The organism is Pseudomonas entomophila (genome assembly GCF_018417595.1).
Classification (GTDB): Bacteria; Pseudomonadota; Gammaproteobacteria; order Pseudomonadales; family Pseudomonadaceae; genus Aquipseudomonas; species Aquipseudomonas entomophila_C.
On record NZ_CP070982.1, the window covers coordinates 224,506 to 239,514 of the forward strand.

Below are 15,009 nucleotides of genomic sequence, written 5' to 3' on the forward strand. Positions count from 1 at the left end.
GTCAGCCTTCCCATCCGGCCTGGTAGAGCTTGCCGTGGGCTTTGTCCAGGGCGGCGCGCACGGCGGGCGAGTGCTGGTAGATGTCGACGAACTTGGCCAGGCGTGGGTCGTCCTTCTCCTGCGGACGGATCACGAACTGGATCACGTATTCCTTGTTCTCCAAGCCGTCGAACAGCAGCGCCGAGGTGGCGTCGAAGCTGTTGGCCAGGCGGATATAGGCCGGGTAGCCCTGGACCAGGTCGGCGTCGTCATAGGCGCGCACCAGTTGCACCGCTTCAACCTGGAGAATCTTGATCTTCTTCGGGTTGGCGACGATGTCGTCCTCGGTGGCCTTGTAACCGACGCCCGGCTTGAGGGTGATCAGCCCGGCCTTGGCCAGCAACTGCAAACCGCGGCCGCTGTTGATCGGGTCGTTGGCGATGGCCACGCTGGCGCCCTCGGGCAGCTCGGCGAAGCTTTTGTATTTCTTCGAGTAGAGGCCGACGTTGTTGATGATCCCCGGCGCGTAGGGCACCAGGTTGAAACCAGCGGCGGCCTTGGCGTTTTCCAGGAACGGGATGTGCTGGAAGTAGTTCACGTCGATGTCGCCGCTGTTGAGGCTGACGTTCGGTGCGATCCAGTCGCTGAACTCGATCAGCTTCACTTCCAGGCCTTGTTTGTGGGCCTCTGCCACGGCCGCTTCCAGTGGGATGGCGAAGGCTGCGGTGGTGCCGATCTTCAGTGGTTCGGCGGCGAACGCGGCGGCGGACAGGCCGAGGCCCAGGGCGATGGCCGCGACGGGCCGGAACAGTTTCTCAAGCATGGTGCAGGGCTCCAGTCGGGGCAGGGACATGTGGGTTGCGGTAGGCGGCGCCGGGGTGGTCGGCGGGCAGGTGGGCGTGGGGGGTGGCGAACAGCTTCTGGCGCAGGCTGCCGTCTGTGTAGGCGGTCTTGTAGCGGCCGCGGCGTTGCAGTTCGGGGATCACCAGGTCGATGAAGTCCTCGTAGCTCTCCGGGGTGACGGTGCGCGCCAGGTTGAAGCCGTCCAGGCCGGTTTCGTCGATCCAGGCGATCAGTTGCTCGGCCACTTGCTCCGGGGCGCCGACCAGGGTCACGTAGCGCCCGCCAAGTGCGTGCTGCTCGAGCAGGCGGCGGCGGGTCCAGGCGCTGTCCTGCAACTGGCGGGTGGCGGACTGGATGGCGTTGCCCTTGGCGAAGCCGATGGGTTCGTCCAGTTCATAGCGCGAGAAGTCGATACCGGTGGAGCTGGCGAAGTGCGCCACGCCCGCCTCGGCGCTGGCGTGGCGCAGGTACTCGGCGTGCTTGGCACGGGCCTGCTCCTCGGTCGGGGCGACGATCACGGTGAGGCCCATGAACACCTTCACCGCCTGGGGATCGCGCCCGGCCGCCTTGGCCGCCGCGCGCACCTTGTCGACCTGGGCGCGGGTGGACGGCTTGTCCTGGCCGCTGATGAACACGCATTCGGCATGGTTGCCGGCGAACGCCAGGCCGCGCGCCGAACTGCCCGCCTGGAACAATACCGGTGTGCGCTGGGGTGAGGGTTCGCACAGGTGGTAGCCCTCGACCTTGTAGAACTCGCCGTGGTGCTCGACCTTGCGCACCTTGTCCGGGCGCGCATACACGCGCTGTTCGCGGTCGGCGACCACGGCGTCGTCGTCCCAGCTGCCTTCGAGCAGCTTGTACAGCACCTGCAGGTACTCGTCGGCCTGGTCGTAGCGGCGGTCATGCTCGGGCTGTTGCTCCAGGCCCATGGCCCGGGCGGCACTGTCGAGGTAGCCGGTGACGATGTTCCAGCCGACCCGGCCGTTGCTCAGGTGGTCGAGGGTGGAGAGGCGCCGGGCGAACAGGTAGGGCGCCTCGTAGGTCAGGTTGGCGGTGAGGCCGAAGCCCAGGTGTTTCGTCACTGCGGCCATGGCCGAGACCAGCAGCAGCGGGTCGTTGACCGGCAGTTGGATGGCCTCCTTCAGTGGCACGTCCACCGACTGCCCGTAGACGTCGTAGGTGCCGACGATGTCGGCGATGAACAGGCCGTCGAACAGCCCGCGCTCCAGCAGGCGGGCGAGGTCGGTCCAGTATTCCAGGGTCTTGTACTGGGTCGAGGTGTCCCGTGGGTGGGTCCACAGGCCATGGTTGATGTGCCCGATGCAGTTCATGTTGAAGGCATTGAGCAGGATCTGGCGGGCCATCAGATGGTCCCCCGGCGTGGTGGTTTCTCGTCGTTGAGGTAATAGTTGCCGATGGCGTGGTACTTCCAGCGTACCGGGTCGTGCAGGGTGTGCACGCGAGCGTTGCGCCAGTGGCGGTCGAGGTTGTGCTCGGCCAGGGTGGCCTGGCTGCCGGCCAGTTCGAACAGGGTGGTGCCAGCGGCGAGCGAGATCTCGGTGCTGATCGCCCGGGCCTCGGCCACGGCGATGGAGGCGGCGGCCAGGGTTTCGGCGTTGCTGTCGGCCTGGGCGATGTCGAGGATTTCGCCGGCGCGCTCCAGCAGGGCCTCGGTGGCATGCAGGCGGATCGCCAGGTGGCCGAAGCTTTTCAGGGTGAGCGGGTCGTCGCTGGCCTTGTCGAGGCCGGAGTCGATCCAGGGCCGGCTGCGGCTGCGCACGAAGTGCAGGGCGTCCTCGAAGGCGGCGCGGGCGATGCCGGTGTCGATGGCGGCGTGGAGGATCTGCGCCAGCGGGCCGACGGTGGTCGGGCGATCGAAGGCGCTCTGGAACGGCACCACGTCGTCGGCATGAACGAACACGTTGGTGAATACCACCGAACCGCTGCCGGTGGTGCGCTGGCCGAAGCCGCTCCAGTCGTCGATCACCTCGATGCCCGGAGTGTCGGCGGGCACGAAGGCCAGGTGCGACACGCCTTGTTCGTCGATCACCAGGGTCGGGATGCGTTGGGCATAGAGGGCCCCGGTGCAGTAGAACTTGCGGCCATCGATGCGCAAATGGTCGCCGTCGCGGGTCAGCCGAGTGGTGCGCTCATGGGCGTTCTTGGTACCGATCTCGGCCAGGGCGTTGCCGAAGCGGCGGCCGGCGAGCACTTCCGCATACAGGCGCTTCTGTTGTTCCGGGGTGCCGTTCACCCGCAGCACTTCCAGGGCGTAGAAGTGGTTCTGCGGGATCTGCCCGATCGAGGCGTCGGCCTGGGCGATCCGGGCGATGACCTTGGCCAGGGTAGCGCTGGACACACCAGCGCCGCCGTAGGCCTTGGGCACGCTGATGCCCCACAGGCCGGTCTGCACGAAGTGGTCGAGTTCGGCATGGGGCAGGCGGCGCTCGCGGTCGCGCGCGGCGCTGTCGTGGCGCAGTGATTGGGCGATTTCTTCGGCGACGGCCAGGGCTTGGGCGTCGCTGGTGATGAGGGATGCAGTCATTGTGCTCTCCACAGGGGCTGTTCGCCGGCAAGCCGGCTCCTACGGGGATTGCGTAGGGGCCGGTTTGCCGGCGAAGGGCCTTGAATCAGATCCAGGAATGGCGGGCAGGCAGGGTGCCGTTGAGGTAGTAGGCGCCGACGGCGTGGTACTTCCAGCGCACCGGGTCGTGCAGGGTGTGTACCCGGGCGTTGCGCCAGTGCCGGTCGAGGTTGAACTCGGCCAGGCTGGCGCGGCTGCCGGCCAGCTCGAAGAGTTTCTCGCTGGCCTGCAGCGAGATCTCGGTGGTGAGCACCTTGGCTTCGGCCACGGCGATCGACGCCCGCGCGGCGGCGGTGTCGTCGACGGGGCCGGCGTTGACCTCGTCGAGCACCTGCGCGGCCTTGCGCAACAGCGCTTCGGCGGCGTGCAGGTCGAGCTTGAGGCGGCCGATGTCGGCGATCACATAGGGGTCGTCGCTGTTGCGCTCGACCTTGGCTTCGATCCACGGCCGCGATTTCTCGCGCACGAACTGGATCGCGTCGTCGATGGCCGCTTCGGCGATGCCGGCGTCGATGGCGGCCTGGATCAGTTGCGAGGCCGCGCCCTGGGTGCTGGGTTGCTCCCGGTGGCGCCAGTTGTCGATGACCAGGTCGGCCTCCACCGGCACCTGGTCGAGCAGCACGGTGCCGCTGGCGGTGGTGCGCTGGCCGAAGCCGGACCAGTCGTCGACGATGCGCAGCCCCGGGCTGCCCCGACGAACCAACGCCAGGCGCTGACGCCCCTCGTCGTCCAAGGCCTTGACCGCCACCCAATGGGCGAACAGGGCGCCGGTGGAATAGAACTTCTCGCCGCTGATGCGATAGCCATCGCCGTCGCGGGTGATGCGGGCCTTGAGCGTGAGCGTGTCCTTGGTGCCACGTTCAGGGCCGGCATTACCGATGCGCCAGCCGTCGAGCACGGCACGGAAGATCGCTTCCTGCTGCGCTTCGGTGGCCGTCAGGCGTATCAGTTGGAGAATGCCGAACTGGTTCTGCGGAATCTGCCCCAGCGCAGGGTCCGCTGCACTGATCAGGCGGAAGACTTCGGCGATGGTTGCGTAGGAGACCTCAGGGCCGCCGAAGGCCTTGGGCACGCTGATGCTGCCCAGGCCGCTGCGGGTGAACTGTTCGATCTCGGCCCACGGCAGCTTGCGTTGCTGGTCCCGGCGCGCGGCCTGTTGGCGGGCCACCTGGGCCAACTCGCGGGCGGCTTGCAGGGCCTCCTCGTCATTGCTCAGCACCTTGGCCGGCAGCAGCAGCGGCGAGCTGTCGATATCGCTGTGGAATTGGGTAGTTGGCTGGCTGGACATCAGTACCGCTCCTTGGCTGCACTCAATGCCCTGGCGTTGGCCACTGGGGTGATTGTGATCCTGACCATTCCTTACCTCACAAAGTTGAATGTGCCGCCTCAGCTGATGGCGACAGACGTTTGCTGGTCCGGTGGTCCGGTGGATATACCCTATTCGTTTATAAAAGTTTTATGAACTAACTCTTTGGAATATCCATAGAAGTCGGAATCGGCTTCGGATGTGCGAAAGCATTCGCGGGTAAACCCGCTCCTACAGGTTCAGCAGCGATCCTGTAGGAGCGGGTTTACCCGCGAAGAAGACAACGCCGGATTTCAGTCTTGCGCGGCGGCGGTCCCGAGGAACTTGCGCAGGAACTGCCGGGTGCGTTCTTCTTTCGGATCGGCGAACAACGCCTTGGCCTCGCCCTGTTCGACGATCACGCCCTTGTCGAAGAAGATCACCCGGTTGGCCACGTCACGGGCGAAACTCATCTCGTGGGTGACGATGATCATCGTGCGTTTCTCCTCCGCGAGGCCGCGGATGGTCGCCAGCACCTCACCCACCAGTTCGGGGTCGAGCGCCGAGGTGGGTTCGTCGAACAGGATCACCTCCGGCTCCATGGCCAGGGCACGGGCGATGGCCACCCGTTGCTGCTGGCCACCGGACAGCCGCCGGGGGTAGGCGTCTTCCTTGCCCGCCAGGCCGACCTTGGCCAGCAGGCGCCTGCCCAGTTCGACGGCCTGCTCGCGGGGCGTCTTCTTGACGATCACCGGCCCTTCGATGACGTTGTCCAGGGCGGTACGGTGGGGGAACAGGTTGAAGTTCTGGAACACGAACCCGGCCTGCTGGCGCAGGCGGCGGATCGCACTCTGCTGGCCACCCAGCGGGCGCCCGGCATCGATGGTGATGTCGCCGATCTGGATACGCCCGGCATCGGGGGTTTCCAGCAGGTTCAGGCAGCGCAGGAAGGTGGTCTTGCCCGAGCCGCTGGGGCCGATGATGGCCACCACTTCGCCGGGCTGCACGGTCAGGTCGATGCCGTTGAGCACGGTCTGGCCCTTGAACCGTTTGGTCAGGCCCTCTACTACGATCATCTCAGTGCTCCTGGTCGTGCTGGTTGACCCGCGCTTCCATGCGGTTCTGGAAGTGCGCCAGGATGCTGCAGAGGATCCAGTAGACCACCGCGACAGCCAGGTACATGGTGAAGACTTCGAAGGTCCGGGCGGTGATCAGCTGCGCCTGGCGGAACAGCTCGGGCACCTGGATGGTCGCCGCCAGGGCGGTATCCTTGACCAGCGAGATGAAGCTGTTACCCAGCGGCGGCAGTGCAGTGCGCAGGGCCTGCGGCAGGATCGCCCGGCGCATGGCCTGGGTGCGGGTCATACCGATGCTGGCCGCGGCTTCCCACTGGCCACGGTCGATCGAGGATATCGCGGCGCGGAGGATTTCGCAGATGTACGCCGCCATGTTCAACGACAGGCCGATCAGCGACGCCGGGATCGGGTCGAGCTCGATGCCGATCTGCGGCAGGCCGAAGTAGATCACGAACAGCTGCACCAGCAGCGGCGTGCCCCGGAAGAACGACACGTAGATGCGCGCCAGCCAGTCCAGCGGCAGGATCTTCGACAGCCGCATCAGTGCCAGGGCAAAACCCAGTACCAGGCCGAAGAACATGCCGCCGACGCTGAGCAGCACGGTATAGCCCGCGCCCTTCAACAGGAAGGGCACGGAGTCGACAACGAGTTGCAGGCTTTCAGCGATCATTTGGTGACATCGGCACCGAAGTACTTCTCGGACAGCTGTTTCAGCGTGCCGTCAGCCTTGAGCTTGTCGATGGCCTTGTTCAGCGCCTCGAGCAGTTCAGGCTCGCCCTTGCGCAGGGCCACGCCGCTTTCCAGGCGCGAGAACGGGGCGCCGGCGAGTTCGGTATCCTTGGCTTTCTGCGCGTATTCCAGCGCGGCCAGACGGTCGATCAGGATGGCGTCGATGCGGCCGTTGCGCAGGTCGGCGAACTTGGTCGGGTCGTCTTCGTAGGTGCGTACTTCGGCTTTCGGTACGTCCTGCTTGACCCATTGCTCGTAGTTGGTGCCCAGGCCCACGCCGACTTTCTTGCCCGCCAGGTCTTGCGCGGTCTTGATATTCAGCTGCTCGGCCTTCTTCTTCAGGATCAGCGCCTGGATGCCGGAGATGGTGTAGGGCTCGGAGAAGTCGTACTTCTTCTTGCGCTCCTCGGAGATGGTGACCTGGTTGATCACCACGTCCAGGCGCTTGGATTCCAGGGCGGCGAGGATGCCATCCCACTTGGTTGGCTGGACCTTGGCCTTGACCCCGAGCTCCTTGGCCAGCAGCTCGGACAGCTCGACCTCGAAGCCTGCCAGCTTGCCGTTCTCGTCCTGGAAGCTGAACGGTGGGTAGGTGCCTTCCAGGCCGACGTTGATCACGCCTTTTTCCTGGATGGTCTTGAGTTGCTCGCCGGCGAAGGCCTGGCCGAGCAGGCCGGCGCCGAGCAGGAGCGCCAGGCTGGCGTTGAGAAGGGGTTTGGCGAATTTGGTCATGGCAGGCCCCGCGCTTGTTGTGGAAGTAGTGAGGTGGCGACTATAGAGGTGGGCTTTATAGGTCGGGAAATAATAAAAAATCAGGTTGTTATTCCAGTTTTGCTTTCCGCAATGGCTTATGCCCGACTTAGCTCAGGATGGAATAAAGCGTTGTTTTTTCCAAGGGGAAGATTTGACGTATTGTGGGTTGCATCTATCCAGTATTGGCCTCTTCGCGGGCAAGCCCGCTCCCACAGGTTGAGCACCAACCCTGGGGGAGCGGGCTTGCCGGCGAAGAGGCCGGAACAGGCAATAACAAGGCAGATGGCCTACCCGGCAGGAGAAACACCGTGAGCGAACAACCATCAACAGGGCATTGGCAGTTGCAGGGCATCGTCAGCGGCCTGCGCAGTGCCCGTGAACAGTGGCGCAGCCGCAATGGCCGCAGCAGCGGCGAGCAGGGCGGGCGCGAGTTGCCGTCGCGCGAAGCGATGCGGCAGATTCTCGAGCAGCTGTGTGGCGCGCTGTTCCCGATGCGCCTGGGCCCGGTGGACCTGCGCGAAGAGAGCGAGGATTTCTACGTCGGCCACACCCTCGACGCCGCGCTCACCGCCCTGCTGGCCCAGGCCCGCCTGGAGCTGCGCTACGCCGCGCGCCACGGCAAGACCGAGGTCACCGACGTAGACGGCCACGCCCTGCGCTTGATCCAGGACTTCGCCGCGGCCCTGCCGGCCCTGCGCGTGCTGCTCGACACCGATGTGCTGGCCGCCTACCACGGCGACCCGGCGGCGCGCAGCGTCGATGAAGTGCTGCTGTGCTATCCCGGCATCCTGGCGATCATCCACCACCGCCTGGCCCACCACCTGTACCAGGCCGGCCTGCCGCTGCTGGCGCGGATCAGCTCGGAGCTGGCGCACTCGGCCACCGGTATCGACATCCACCCTGGCGCGCGCATTGGCCAGAGTTTCTTCATCGACCATGGCACCGGCGTGGTGATCGGCGAAACCGCGATCATCGGCGAGCGGGTGCGCATCTACCAGGCCGTGACCCTGGGCGCCAAGCGCTTCCCCAGCGACGAGTCGGGCACCCTGCACAAAGGCCTGGCGCGCCACCCGATCGTCGAGGACGACGTGGTGATCTATGCCGGTGCGACCATTCTCGGGCGGATCACCATCGGCAAGGGCTCGACCATCGGCGGCAACGTTTGGCTGACCCGCAGCGTGCCGGCTGACAGCAACATCACCCAGGCCAACCTGCAGCTCGATTGCCAGGATAAGAATTGACCTTGTATTGCCGTTGGCTTTTCTGATTTGTTCGCCGGCAAGCCGGCTCCTACGTGTAGCGCAAACCTGTCTAGACCGTAGGATCCGGCTTGCTGGCGAAAGCCTGCACGGCAGCCCCGCAAGGCTCCCGCCCAGCGACATCGGGTCGCATTGAACGCCGATCCATGTTTAACTTGAACGCTTGTTCAACGAAAAACGCTGGTCCATTGCCGGTGTTCAAAAGGAGGAATCGCCTTTGCTGAACCCGTTCAATCCGAACCTCACGTCCTTCGACGAGGTGCCCGTTCAATGAGTGCACCGACCCCCGAGCTTGCCAACGGCAAGATCCGCATGAACCCCCCCGTGTTCTACTTCGCGGCCAGTTTCATCCTCATTTTTGGCCTGGTGGTCATCGCCCAGCCGCAGGCTGCGGGCGAGTGGTTGCTGGCGGCGCAGAACTGGGCGGCCAACACCGTCGGCTGGTACTACATGCTGGCCATGACCCTGTACCTGGTCTTCGTGGTGGTCACCGCCTTGTCCGGCTACGGCAAGCTCAAGCTCGGTGCCGACCACGACGAGCCCGAGTTCAGTTACCTGTCCTGGGCCGGCATGCTGTTCGCCGCCGGCATCAGCATCACCCTGTTCTTCTTCTGCGTCTCCGAGCCGCTGACCCATATGCTGCAGCCACCGCAAGGCGAAGCGGGCACGGCCGAGGCCGGGCGCCAGGCGATGCAGATCCTGTTCCTGCACTGGGGCCTGCACGGCTGGGGTGTGTTCGCCTTCGTCGGCATGGCGCTGGCCTATTTCGCCTACCGCCACAACCTGCCACTGGCCCTGCGTTCGGCGCTGTACCCGCTGATCGGCAAGCGCATCAATGGCCCGATCGGTTACGCAGTGGACGGCTTCGGCATCATCGCCACGGTGTTCGGCCTGGGCGCCGACATGGGCTTTGGCGTGCTGCACCTGAACGCCGGCCTCGACTACCTGTTCGGCCTCAGCCACAGCCAGTGGGTGCAGGTGCTGCTGATCGCCCTGATGATGGGCGCGGCGGTGGCCGTGGCGGTCGCCGGGGTGGAGAAGGGTGTGCGGGTGATGAGCGACATCAACCTGTTCCTGGCCTGCGCGCTGCTGCTGTTCGTGCTGTTCGCCGGCCCCACCCAGCACCTGTTCAACACGCTGATCCAGAACCTCGGCGACTACCTCGGCGCCTTGCCGCGCAAGAGCTTCGATGTGTACGCCTATGGCGAGAACCGCGACTGGCTGGGTGGCTGGACGGTGTTCTACTGGGCTTGGTGGATCGCCTGGGCGCCGTTCGTGGGGCTGTTCATCGCGCGCATTTCCCGGGGCCGCACCATCCGCGAGTTCGTCTTCGGCGTGCTGCTGATCCCGCTGGGCTTCACCCTGGCGTGGATGTCGATCTTCGGCAACAGCGCCATGAGCCAGGTGCTCGACCATGGCATGACCGCCCTCGGCCAGTCGGCCCTCGACAACCCGTCGATGAGCCTGTACCTGCTGCTGGAGACCTACCCCTGGAGCAAGACGGTGATCGCCGTGACGGTGTTCATCAGCTTCGTGTTCTTCGTCACCTCGGCCGACTCCGGCACCGTGGTGCTGTCGACGCTGTCGGCCAAGGGCGGCGGCGCCGACGAGGATGGCCCGAACTGGCTGCGGATATTCTGGGGCGCGATGACCGCGCTGATCACTGGCGGCCTCTTGTTCGCCGGCAGCATCGATTCGCTGAAGTCGGCGGTGGTGCTGACCTCGCTGCCGTTCTCGCTGATCCTGCTGTGCATGATGTGGGGGCTGCACAAGGCCTTCTACCTGGAGAGCCAGCGGCAGATCGCGCAGATGCACTCGCTGGCGCCGTTCGCCCAGTCGCGGCGCGGGCGTGGCGGCTGGCGCCAGCGCCTGAGCCAGGCCGTGCACTTCCCGTCGCGGGACGAGGTGTACCGCTTCATGGATGACGTGGTGCGCCCGGCGATCGCCGAGGTGCGCGAGGTGTTCGAGCAGAAGGGCCTGGTGCTGATCACCCAGGACGACCCAAGCCACGACAACGTCAGCCTGAAGATCGGCCATGGCGAGGAGCAGCCGTTCATCTACCAGGTGCAGATGCGTGGCTACTTCACACCCTCGTTCGCGTTGGGTGGGTTGGGCACTCAAGAGCTGAAGAACCGCCGCTACTACCGGGCGGAGGTGCACCTGAGCGAAGGCAGCCAGAACTATGACCTGGTGGGCTACAGCAAAGAGCAGATCATCAACGACATCCTCGACCAGTACGAGCGGCACATGCAGTACCTGCATTTGGTCAGATAGACCGTTGGGGCCGCTTTGCGGCCCTTTCGCGGCACAAGGCCGCCCCTCCAGGGGAACGCGATCTCCTGTGGGAGCGGCCTTGTGCCGCGAAAGGAGGCCGAAGCCCCCTCTGGGCCCTTCAGAACGGCGCATCCCCCAGGATGGTTGCCCGGTGCATCACCCGCCGGCTTGGCCGGTAATCATCCACCGCGAAGTGCTGCGTGACGCGGTTGTCCCAGAACGCCACGTCGTTCTCCTGCCAACGCCAGCGAATGCTGAACTCCGGCCGTGTCGCATGGGCGAACAGCAGCTTGAGCAACGCCTCGCTCTCCTGCTCGTTCAGCTCGTTGATACGCGTGGTGAACCCTTCATTGACGAACAACGCCTTGCGCCCGCTGACCGGATGGGTGCGCACCACCGGGTGCGACAGCGGTGGGTTGTTACGCCGGGTCGCTTCCCAGCGCGCCAGGTCCTCCGGCGTGGTGCCGAAGCGCTCGAGCGGGAACGACTTGGTGAAGTCATGGGTGGCGGTCAGCCCATCGAGCATCTCGCGCAGCGGCGCCGACAGCGCTTCGAAGGCGGCGATGCCGCTGGCCCACAAGGTATCGCCGCCAAAGGCCGGCAACTGTTTGGCACTGAGCACCGCACCCAACGCGGGCGTCGGCAGGAAGGTCACGTCGGTGTGCCACACGGCGTTGTCGCGCACGTCGGTGACCGCCGTGTCGAGGATCAGCACCTGCGGTGTTTCCGGCACGTTGGGGTAGATCGGGTGGATGTGCAGGTCGCCGAAGCGCGCGGCGAAACGTGCCTGCTGCTCGGGGGTGATCGGCTGGTCGCGGAAGAACAGCACCTGATGCTTGAGCAGCGCCTGCTCGATGGCGTCGCGCTGTTCGATGGTGATCTCGCGGCTGATGTCCACGCCGCTGATCTGCGCGCCGAGGGCCGGGCTGAGAGGGGTTACGGTCAGGCTCATATCATTTCTCGTTCCAGGTGCCGGGTTGCCGGCGTGGTCATTCGGCTATCAATGGCTCTGCCCGTGCCAGGGCACCAACTTGCGTTGCAGGGCGCGCAGGCCCATCTCCAGGGCGAAGGCGATCAGGGCGATCAGGAGGATCCCCAGCACCACCACGTCGGTGACCAGGAACTGCGCCGCCGACTGCACCATGAAGCCCAGGCCGCTGGTGGCGGCGATCAGCTCGGCGGCGACCAGGGTCGACCAGCCCACGCCAAGCCCGATACGGATGCCGGTGAGGATGTCGGGCAGGGCGCTGGGCAGGATCACATGGCGGATCAGCTGGGCCTGGGTGGCGCCCAGCGACTGGGCGGCGCGCAACTTGGCCGGGTCGACGGTGCGCACGCCGGTGGCGGTGGCGATGGCGATCGGGGCGAAGATCGCCAGGTAGATCAGCAGCACCTTCGACAGCTCGCCGATACCGCACCAGATCACGATCAGCGGCAGGTAGGCCAGTGGTGGGATCGGCCGGTAGAACTCGATCAGCGGGTCGAGGATGCCACGGGCCACGCGGTTGTAGCCGATGGCCAGGCCCACCGGGATGGCGGTCAGGGTGGCGGCCAGCAGGGCCAGGCCGATGCGGCCGAGGCTGGCGCCCAGGTGCTGCCACAGGCTGGCATCCATGTAGCCCTGGGTGATCAGGGTCCAGCCCTTGGCCAGGATGTCGCCGGGCGGGGGCAGGAACAGCGGTTCGATCCAGTCGGCGGCGGTCACCAGCCACCAGGCCAGCAGCAAGGTGGCGAGGGTCAGGGTGCTGATCCAGCGGGTCGGCAAGGGCTTGCGGGGTTTCACTGCAGGTTGCGTCCGTTGGGCCTGCTTGGCGGCGGCCGGCAATTCGATGGTGCTCATGCGGACTCCTGGCGTTGCGAAAATACCCGTGCCAGCACGTGCTCGCGGGTTTCGATGAAGCGGGGATCGGACTTGATCGCCCGGGCCGACTCGCCAGCGGCATAGCGCTGGCCGAAGTCCAGTTGCAGGCGCTCGACCACACGCCCGGGGTTGGGGGCCAGCAGTACCAGTTCGGTAGCGAGGAACACCGCTTCCTCGATGTCGTGGGTGATCAGGAACACCGGCTTGGCGGTGCGCTGCCAGACCTGCAGCAACAGCTCCTGCATCTGTTCACGGGTGAAGGCGTCGAGGGCACCGAAGGGCTCGTCCATCAGCAACACCCGAGGGTCGGCGGCCAGCGCACGGGCCAGGCCCACGCGCTGTTTCTGCCCACCCGAGAGTTGCCAGATACGTCGTTCAGCGAAGCCCGCCAGGTCAACCAACGCCAACATCTCACGGGCCTTGGCTTCGCGCTGGGCGCGGGGCACGCCGGCCAGCTCCAGGCCGAAGGCGACGTTGGCCAGCACGTCCTGCCAGGGCAGCAGGGCATCGTCCTGGAACACCACGCCGCGCTCGGCGCCGGGGCCTTGTACCGGCGCGCCATCGAGGGTAATGCGCCCGTCGCTGGGGGCGACGAACCCGGCGATCAGGTTGAGCAGCGAAGTCTTGCCGCTGCCGGAAGGCCCGAGGGCCACCAGCAACTGGCGTGGCCCGAGGCTCAGGTTGATGTCGGCCAGCACCGGGGTGGTGGCGCCGGGGTACTGTGCGCTGATGCGCTCCAGTTCAAGCAAGGCCATGACGGGCTCCGGATCAGTTGGGCAGGTATTGGGCGCTGACGTAGGGCGAGTAGTCCGGCAGCACGGCTTCGACCTTGCCCTGTTGCTTGAGGAAGGTGGCGGTGTCGGTCAGTGCCTGGGTGGTCGGCGCGCCCAGGGCGCTGGCCTGGTCGGCGGCCAGCGGGTAGACGTTGCCCTGCAGCAGCACCGGGATGTCGGCCGGCTTGGCGCCGGACAGTTTGACCAGCTTGGCGACGTTGTCTTTGTCGGCCAGCCACGCCTGCGGGTCCTTGCGGTAGTCGGCGTAGGCGTCGAGGGTCACCTTGGCGAACGACCTGACGATCTCGGGGTGCTTGGCGGCGAAGTCCTTGCGCACGATCCAGGCGTCGAAGGTCGGCGCGCCTTTCTCGGCCAGCTCGCCAGAGGTGATCAGCACCTTGCCGTTCTCCTTGGCCACGCCCAGGGCCGGGTCCCAGACGTAGGTGGCATCGATGTCGCCGCGCTTCCAGGCAGCGATGATCGCCGGTGGCGTCAGGTTGAGGATCTGCACCTTCGAGGGGTCGATATTCCAGGCCTTCAGCGCGGCCAGCAGGCTGTAGTGGCCGGTGGACACGAAAGGCACGGCGACTTTCTTGCCGACCAGGTCCTGTGGGGTCTTGATGCTGTCGCGGGCGACCAGCGCCTCGCCGGCGCCGATCTGGGTGGCGATCAGGAAGGTCTCGACCGGCAGCTTGCGGGTGGCGGCGGCGGCCAGGGGGCTGGAGCCGAGGTAGCCGATCTGCACGTCGCCCGAGGCCACGGCGGTGATCACGTCGGCGCCGTTATCGAACTTGCGCCAGTCGATGCTGGCCTTGCTGTCCTTTTCATAGGTGCCATCGACCTGGGCCACTTTGGCCGGGTCGACGGTGGTCTGGTAGGCGACGGTCAGGTCGGCGGCCTGGGCCAACCAGCTGGCGCCGGCGAGGGTCAGGGCGGCGAACAGGCGCAGCGGAGCATGCGGGATCATGGTTGAACCTCTCGTCAGGCAAATGGGGGTATGGATGGCGAGAAGACTAGATGATCTAAGAAATTAAAAATAAATAACTTTTTTGCATTAGCTTAAAAGCCAAATGCTCTGAGCATGGCCGGTGCCCATGGCGCAAAACTCAAGCCATTGATCGGATACGACTTCTGTAGGAGCGGCTGCAGCCGCGATCACCCGCGAAGCGGGGGCCGGATACTGCAGCGCCTGCATCGCGGCTGAAGCCGCTCCTACGGAGGGCGCTTGCTGACTGGCGGAATCCGGGTTCCCTGCTAGCCTTCCTCGGCTCCGCTGGGGCAAGCAACGGGCCGCTCTACGGCAAACGTTTGCACATAACCTAAAGGTATGATTGACAGCGTCGATACATCGAATGGCAGTAAAGGTTCCAATGTTATTCCGTAAAAATCTTACAGATTCATAAAACGGTCATTTTGGATTTATAGGATTGTCATTATCCTGTAGCGCAGGTTGCGGGTTAGACCAAAGTCGCAAATCAGCCGTCAACGATTGACTTGGCGGTCACGCATTGGTGCTAAATCGCCAATCCAGGCGAGTGGGGCAGAAGATCCCGCCGCTTGAGACGCACAAAAATTAGAACGTAGAGGAGCAAA

13 protein-coding genes and 1 pseudogene are annotated in these 15,009 nt (G+C 65.3%); 3 read left to right on the top strand and 11 right to left on the bottom strand.

Annotation, left to right across the window (positions count from 1 at the left end; all coding sequences use genetic code 11):
- Position 1: 1 nt before the first annotated feature.
- From JYG34_RS00945 to tcyJ, 7 genes are all read right to left on the bottom strand, one after another.
- Positions 2-802, bottom strand: coding sequence for a MetQ/NlpA family ABC transporter substrate-binding protein (locus JYG34_RS00945; RefSeq protein WP_213659125.1), 801 nt, complete (start codon positions 800-802; stop codon positions 2-4).
- The gene (locus JYG34_RS00950) at positions 795-2,186 is read right to left on the bottom strand and encodes an LLM class flavin-dependent oxidoreductase (protein WP_213659126.1); all 1,392 of its coding nucleotides are present in this window, start codon (positions 2,184-2,186) and stop codon (positions 795-797) included. Before JYG34_RS00950 ends, JYG34_RS00945 begins: the two co-directional genes overlap by 8 nt.
- The gene (locus tag JYG34_RS00955; RefSeq protein WP_213659127.1) at positions 2,186-3,367 is read right to left on the bottom strand and encodes an SfnB family sulfur acquisition oxidoreductase; all 1,182 of its coding nucleotides are present in this window, start codon (positions 3,365-3,367) and stop codon (positions 2,186-2,188) included. The genes JYG34_RS00950 and JYG34_RS00955 overlap by 1 nt, the downstream gene beginning before the upstream one ends.
- A gap of 85 nt (positions 3,368-3,452) precedes the next feature.
- On the bottom strand, positions 3,453-4,694 hold the full coding sequence (locus tag JYG34_RS00960) for an SfnB family sulfur acquisition oxidoreductase (RefSeq protein WP_213659128.1): 1,242 nt from the start codon (positions 4,692-4,694) through the stop codon (positions 3,453-3,455).
- Between the two features lie 311 nt (positions 4,695-5,005).
- A complete protein-coding gene (gene tcyN, locus JYG34_RS00965; RefSeq protein WP_213659129.1) occupies positions 5,006-5,767 on the bottom strand; it encodes an L-cystine ABC transporter ATP-binding protein TcyN in 762 nt (253 codons plus the stop codon).
- A gap of 1 nt (position 5,768) precedes the next feature.
- Positions 5,769-6,437, bottom strand: a complete 669-nt coding sequence (gene tcyL / locus JYG34_RS00970; protein WP_011531635.1) for a cystine ABC transporter permease — start codon at positions 6,435-6,437, stop codon at positions 5,769-5,771.
- Positions 6,434-7,228, bottom strand: coding sequence for a cystine ABC transporter substrate-binding protein (tcyJ, locus tag JYG34_RS00975; RefSeq protein ID WP_213659130.1), 795 nt, complete (start codon positions 7,226-7,228; stop codon positions 6,434-6,436). Before tcyJ ends, tcyL begins: the two co-directional genes overlap by 4 nt.
- Positions 7,229-7,557: 329 nt before the next feature.
- Between tcyJ and epsC the strand changes: the two genes are divergently transcribed.
- Positions 7,558-8,490 (top strand): serine O-acetyltransferase EpsC, encoded by a 933-nt coding sequence (epsC, locus tag JYG34_RS00980; RefSeq protein WP_213659131.1) that lies wholly within the window; start codon positions 7,558-7,560, stop codon positions 8,488-8,490.
- A gap of 330 nt (positions 8,491-8,820) precedes the next feature.
- Entirely contained in the window at positions 8,821-10,782 is a 1,962-nt protein-coding gene (betT, locus tag JYG34_RS00985; RefSeq protein ID WP_213661091.1) for a choline transporter BetT, read from the top strand.
- 118 nt (positions 10,783-10,900) lie between these two features.
- Here betT and tauD read toward each other — a convergent pair whose 3' ends face one another.
- The gene (gene tauD / locus JYG34_RS00990; protein WP_213659132.1) at positions 10,901-11,734 is read right to left on the bottom strand and encodes a taurine dioxygenase; all 834 of its coding nucleotides are present in this window, start codon (positions 11,732-11,734) and stop codon (positions 10,901-10,903) included.
- A 48-nt stretch (positions 11,735-11,782) separates the two neighbouring features.
- Positions 11,783-12,565 (bottom strand): taurine ABC transporter permease TauC, encoded by a 783-nt coding sequence (gene tauC, locus JYG34_RS00995; protein WP_434011659.1) that lies wholly within the window; start codon positions 12,563-12,565, stop codon positions 11,783-11,785.
- On the opposite strand from tauC, the pseudogene JYG34_RS26530 reads away from it, so the two are divergent.
- A pseudogene (locus JYG34_RS26530) lies at positions 12,565-12,642 on the top strand (hypothetical protein); the annotation flags it as partial. The gene tauC and the pseudogene JYG34_RS26530 overlap by 1 nt on opposite strands.
- Here the strand turns inward: JYG34_RS26530 and tauB are convergent.
- Both tauB and tauA read right to left on the bottom strand, forming a co-directional pair.
- Entirely contained in the window at positions 12,619-13,398 is a 780-nt protein-coding gene (gene tauB / locus JYG34_RS01000) for a taurine ABC transporter ATP-binding subunit (protein ID WP_213659134.1), read from the bottom strand. The pseudogene JYG34_RS26530 and the gene tauB sit on opposite strands and share 24 nt — an antisense overlap.
- Positions 13,399-13,411: 13 nt before the next feature.
- On the bottom strand, positions 13,412-14,383 hold the full coding sequence (gene tauA, locus JYG34_RS01005) for a taurine ABC transporter substrate-binding protein (RefSeq protein WP_213659135.1): 972 nt from the start codon (positions 14,381-14,383) through the stop codon (positions 13,412-13,414).
- Positions 14,384-15,009: the final 626 nt, after the last annotated feature.

What these genes read in the sequence shown, in the direction of transcription:
- tauD (WP_213659132.1), bottom strand. Translation starts at nt 11,734, where the DNA reads ATGAGCCTGACCGTAACCCCTCTCAGCCCGGCCCTCGGCGCGCAGATC.
- tcyJ (WP_213659130.1), bottom strand. Translation starts at nt 7,228, where the DNA reads ATGACCAAATTCGCCAAACCCCTTCTCAACGCCAGCCTGGCGCTCCTG.
- tcyN (WP_213659129.1), bottom strand. Translation starts at nt 5,767, where the DNA reads ATGATCGTAGTAGAGGGCCTGACCAAACGGTTCAAGGGCCAGACCGTG.
- JYG34_RS00945 (WP_213659125.1), bottom strand. Translation starts at nt 802, where the DNA reads ATGCTTGAGAAACTGTTCCGGCCCGTCGCGGCCATCGCCCTGGGCCTC.
- tauA (WP_213659135.1), bottom strand. Translation starts at nt 14,383, where the DNA reads ATGATCCCGCATGCTCCGCTGCGCCTGTTCGCCGCCCTGACCCTCGCC.
- JYG34_RS00955 (WP_213659127.1), bottom strand. Translation starts at nt 3,367, where the DNA reads ATGACTGCATCCCTCATCACCAGCGACGCCCAAGCCCTGGCCGTCGCC.
- tcyL (WP_011531635.1), bottom strand. Translation starts at nt 6,437, where the DNA reads ATGATCGCTGAAAGCCTGCAACTCGTTGTCGACTCCGTGCCCTTCCTG.
- tauB (WP_213659134.1), bottom strand. Translation starts at nt 13,398, where the DNA reads ATGGCCTTGCTTGAACTGGAGCGCATCAGCGCACAGTACCCCGGCGCC.
- JYG34_RS00960 (WP_213659128.1), bottom strand. Translation starts at nt 4,694, where the DNA reads ATGTCCAGCCAGCCAACTACCCAATTCCACAGCGATATCGACAGCTCG.
- betT (WP_213661091.1), top strand. Translation starts at nt 8,821, where the DNA reads ATGAACCCCCCCGTGTTCTACTTCGCGGCCAGTTTCATCCTCATTTTT.
- JYG34_RS00950 (WP_213659126.1), bottom strand. Translation starts at nt 2,186, where the DNA reads ATGGCCCGCCAGATCCTGCTCAATGCCTTCAACATGAACTGCATCGGG.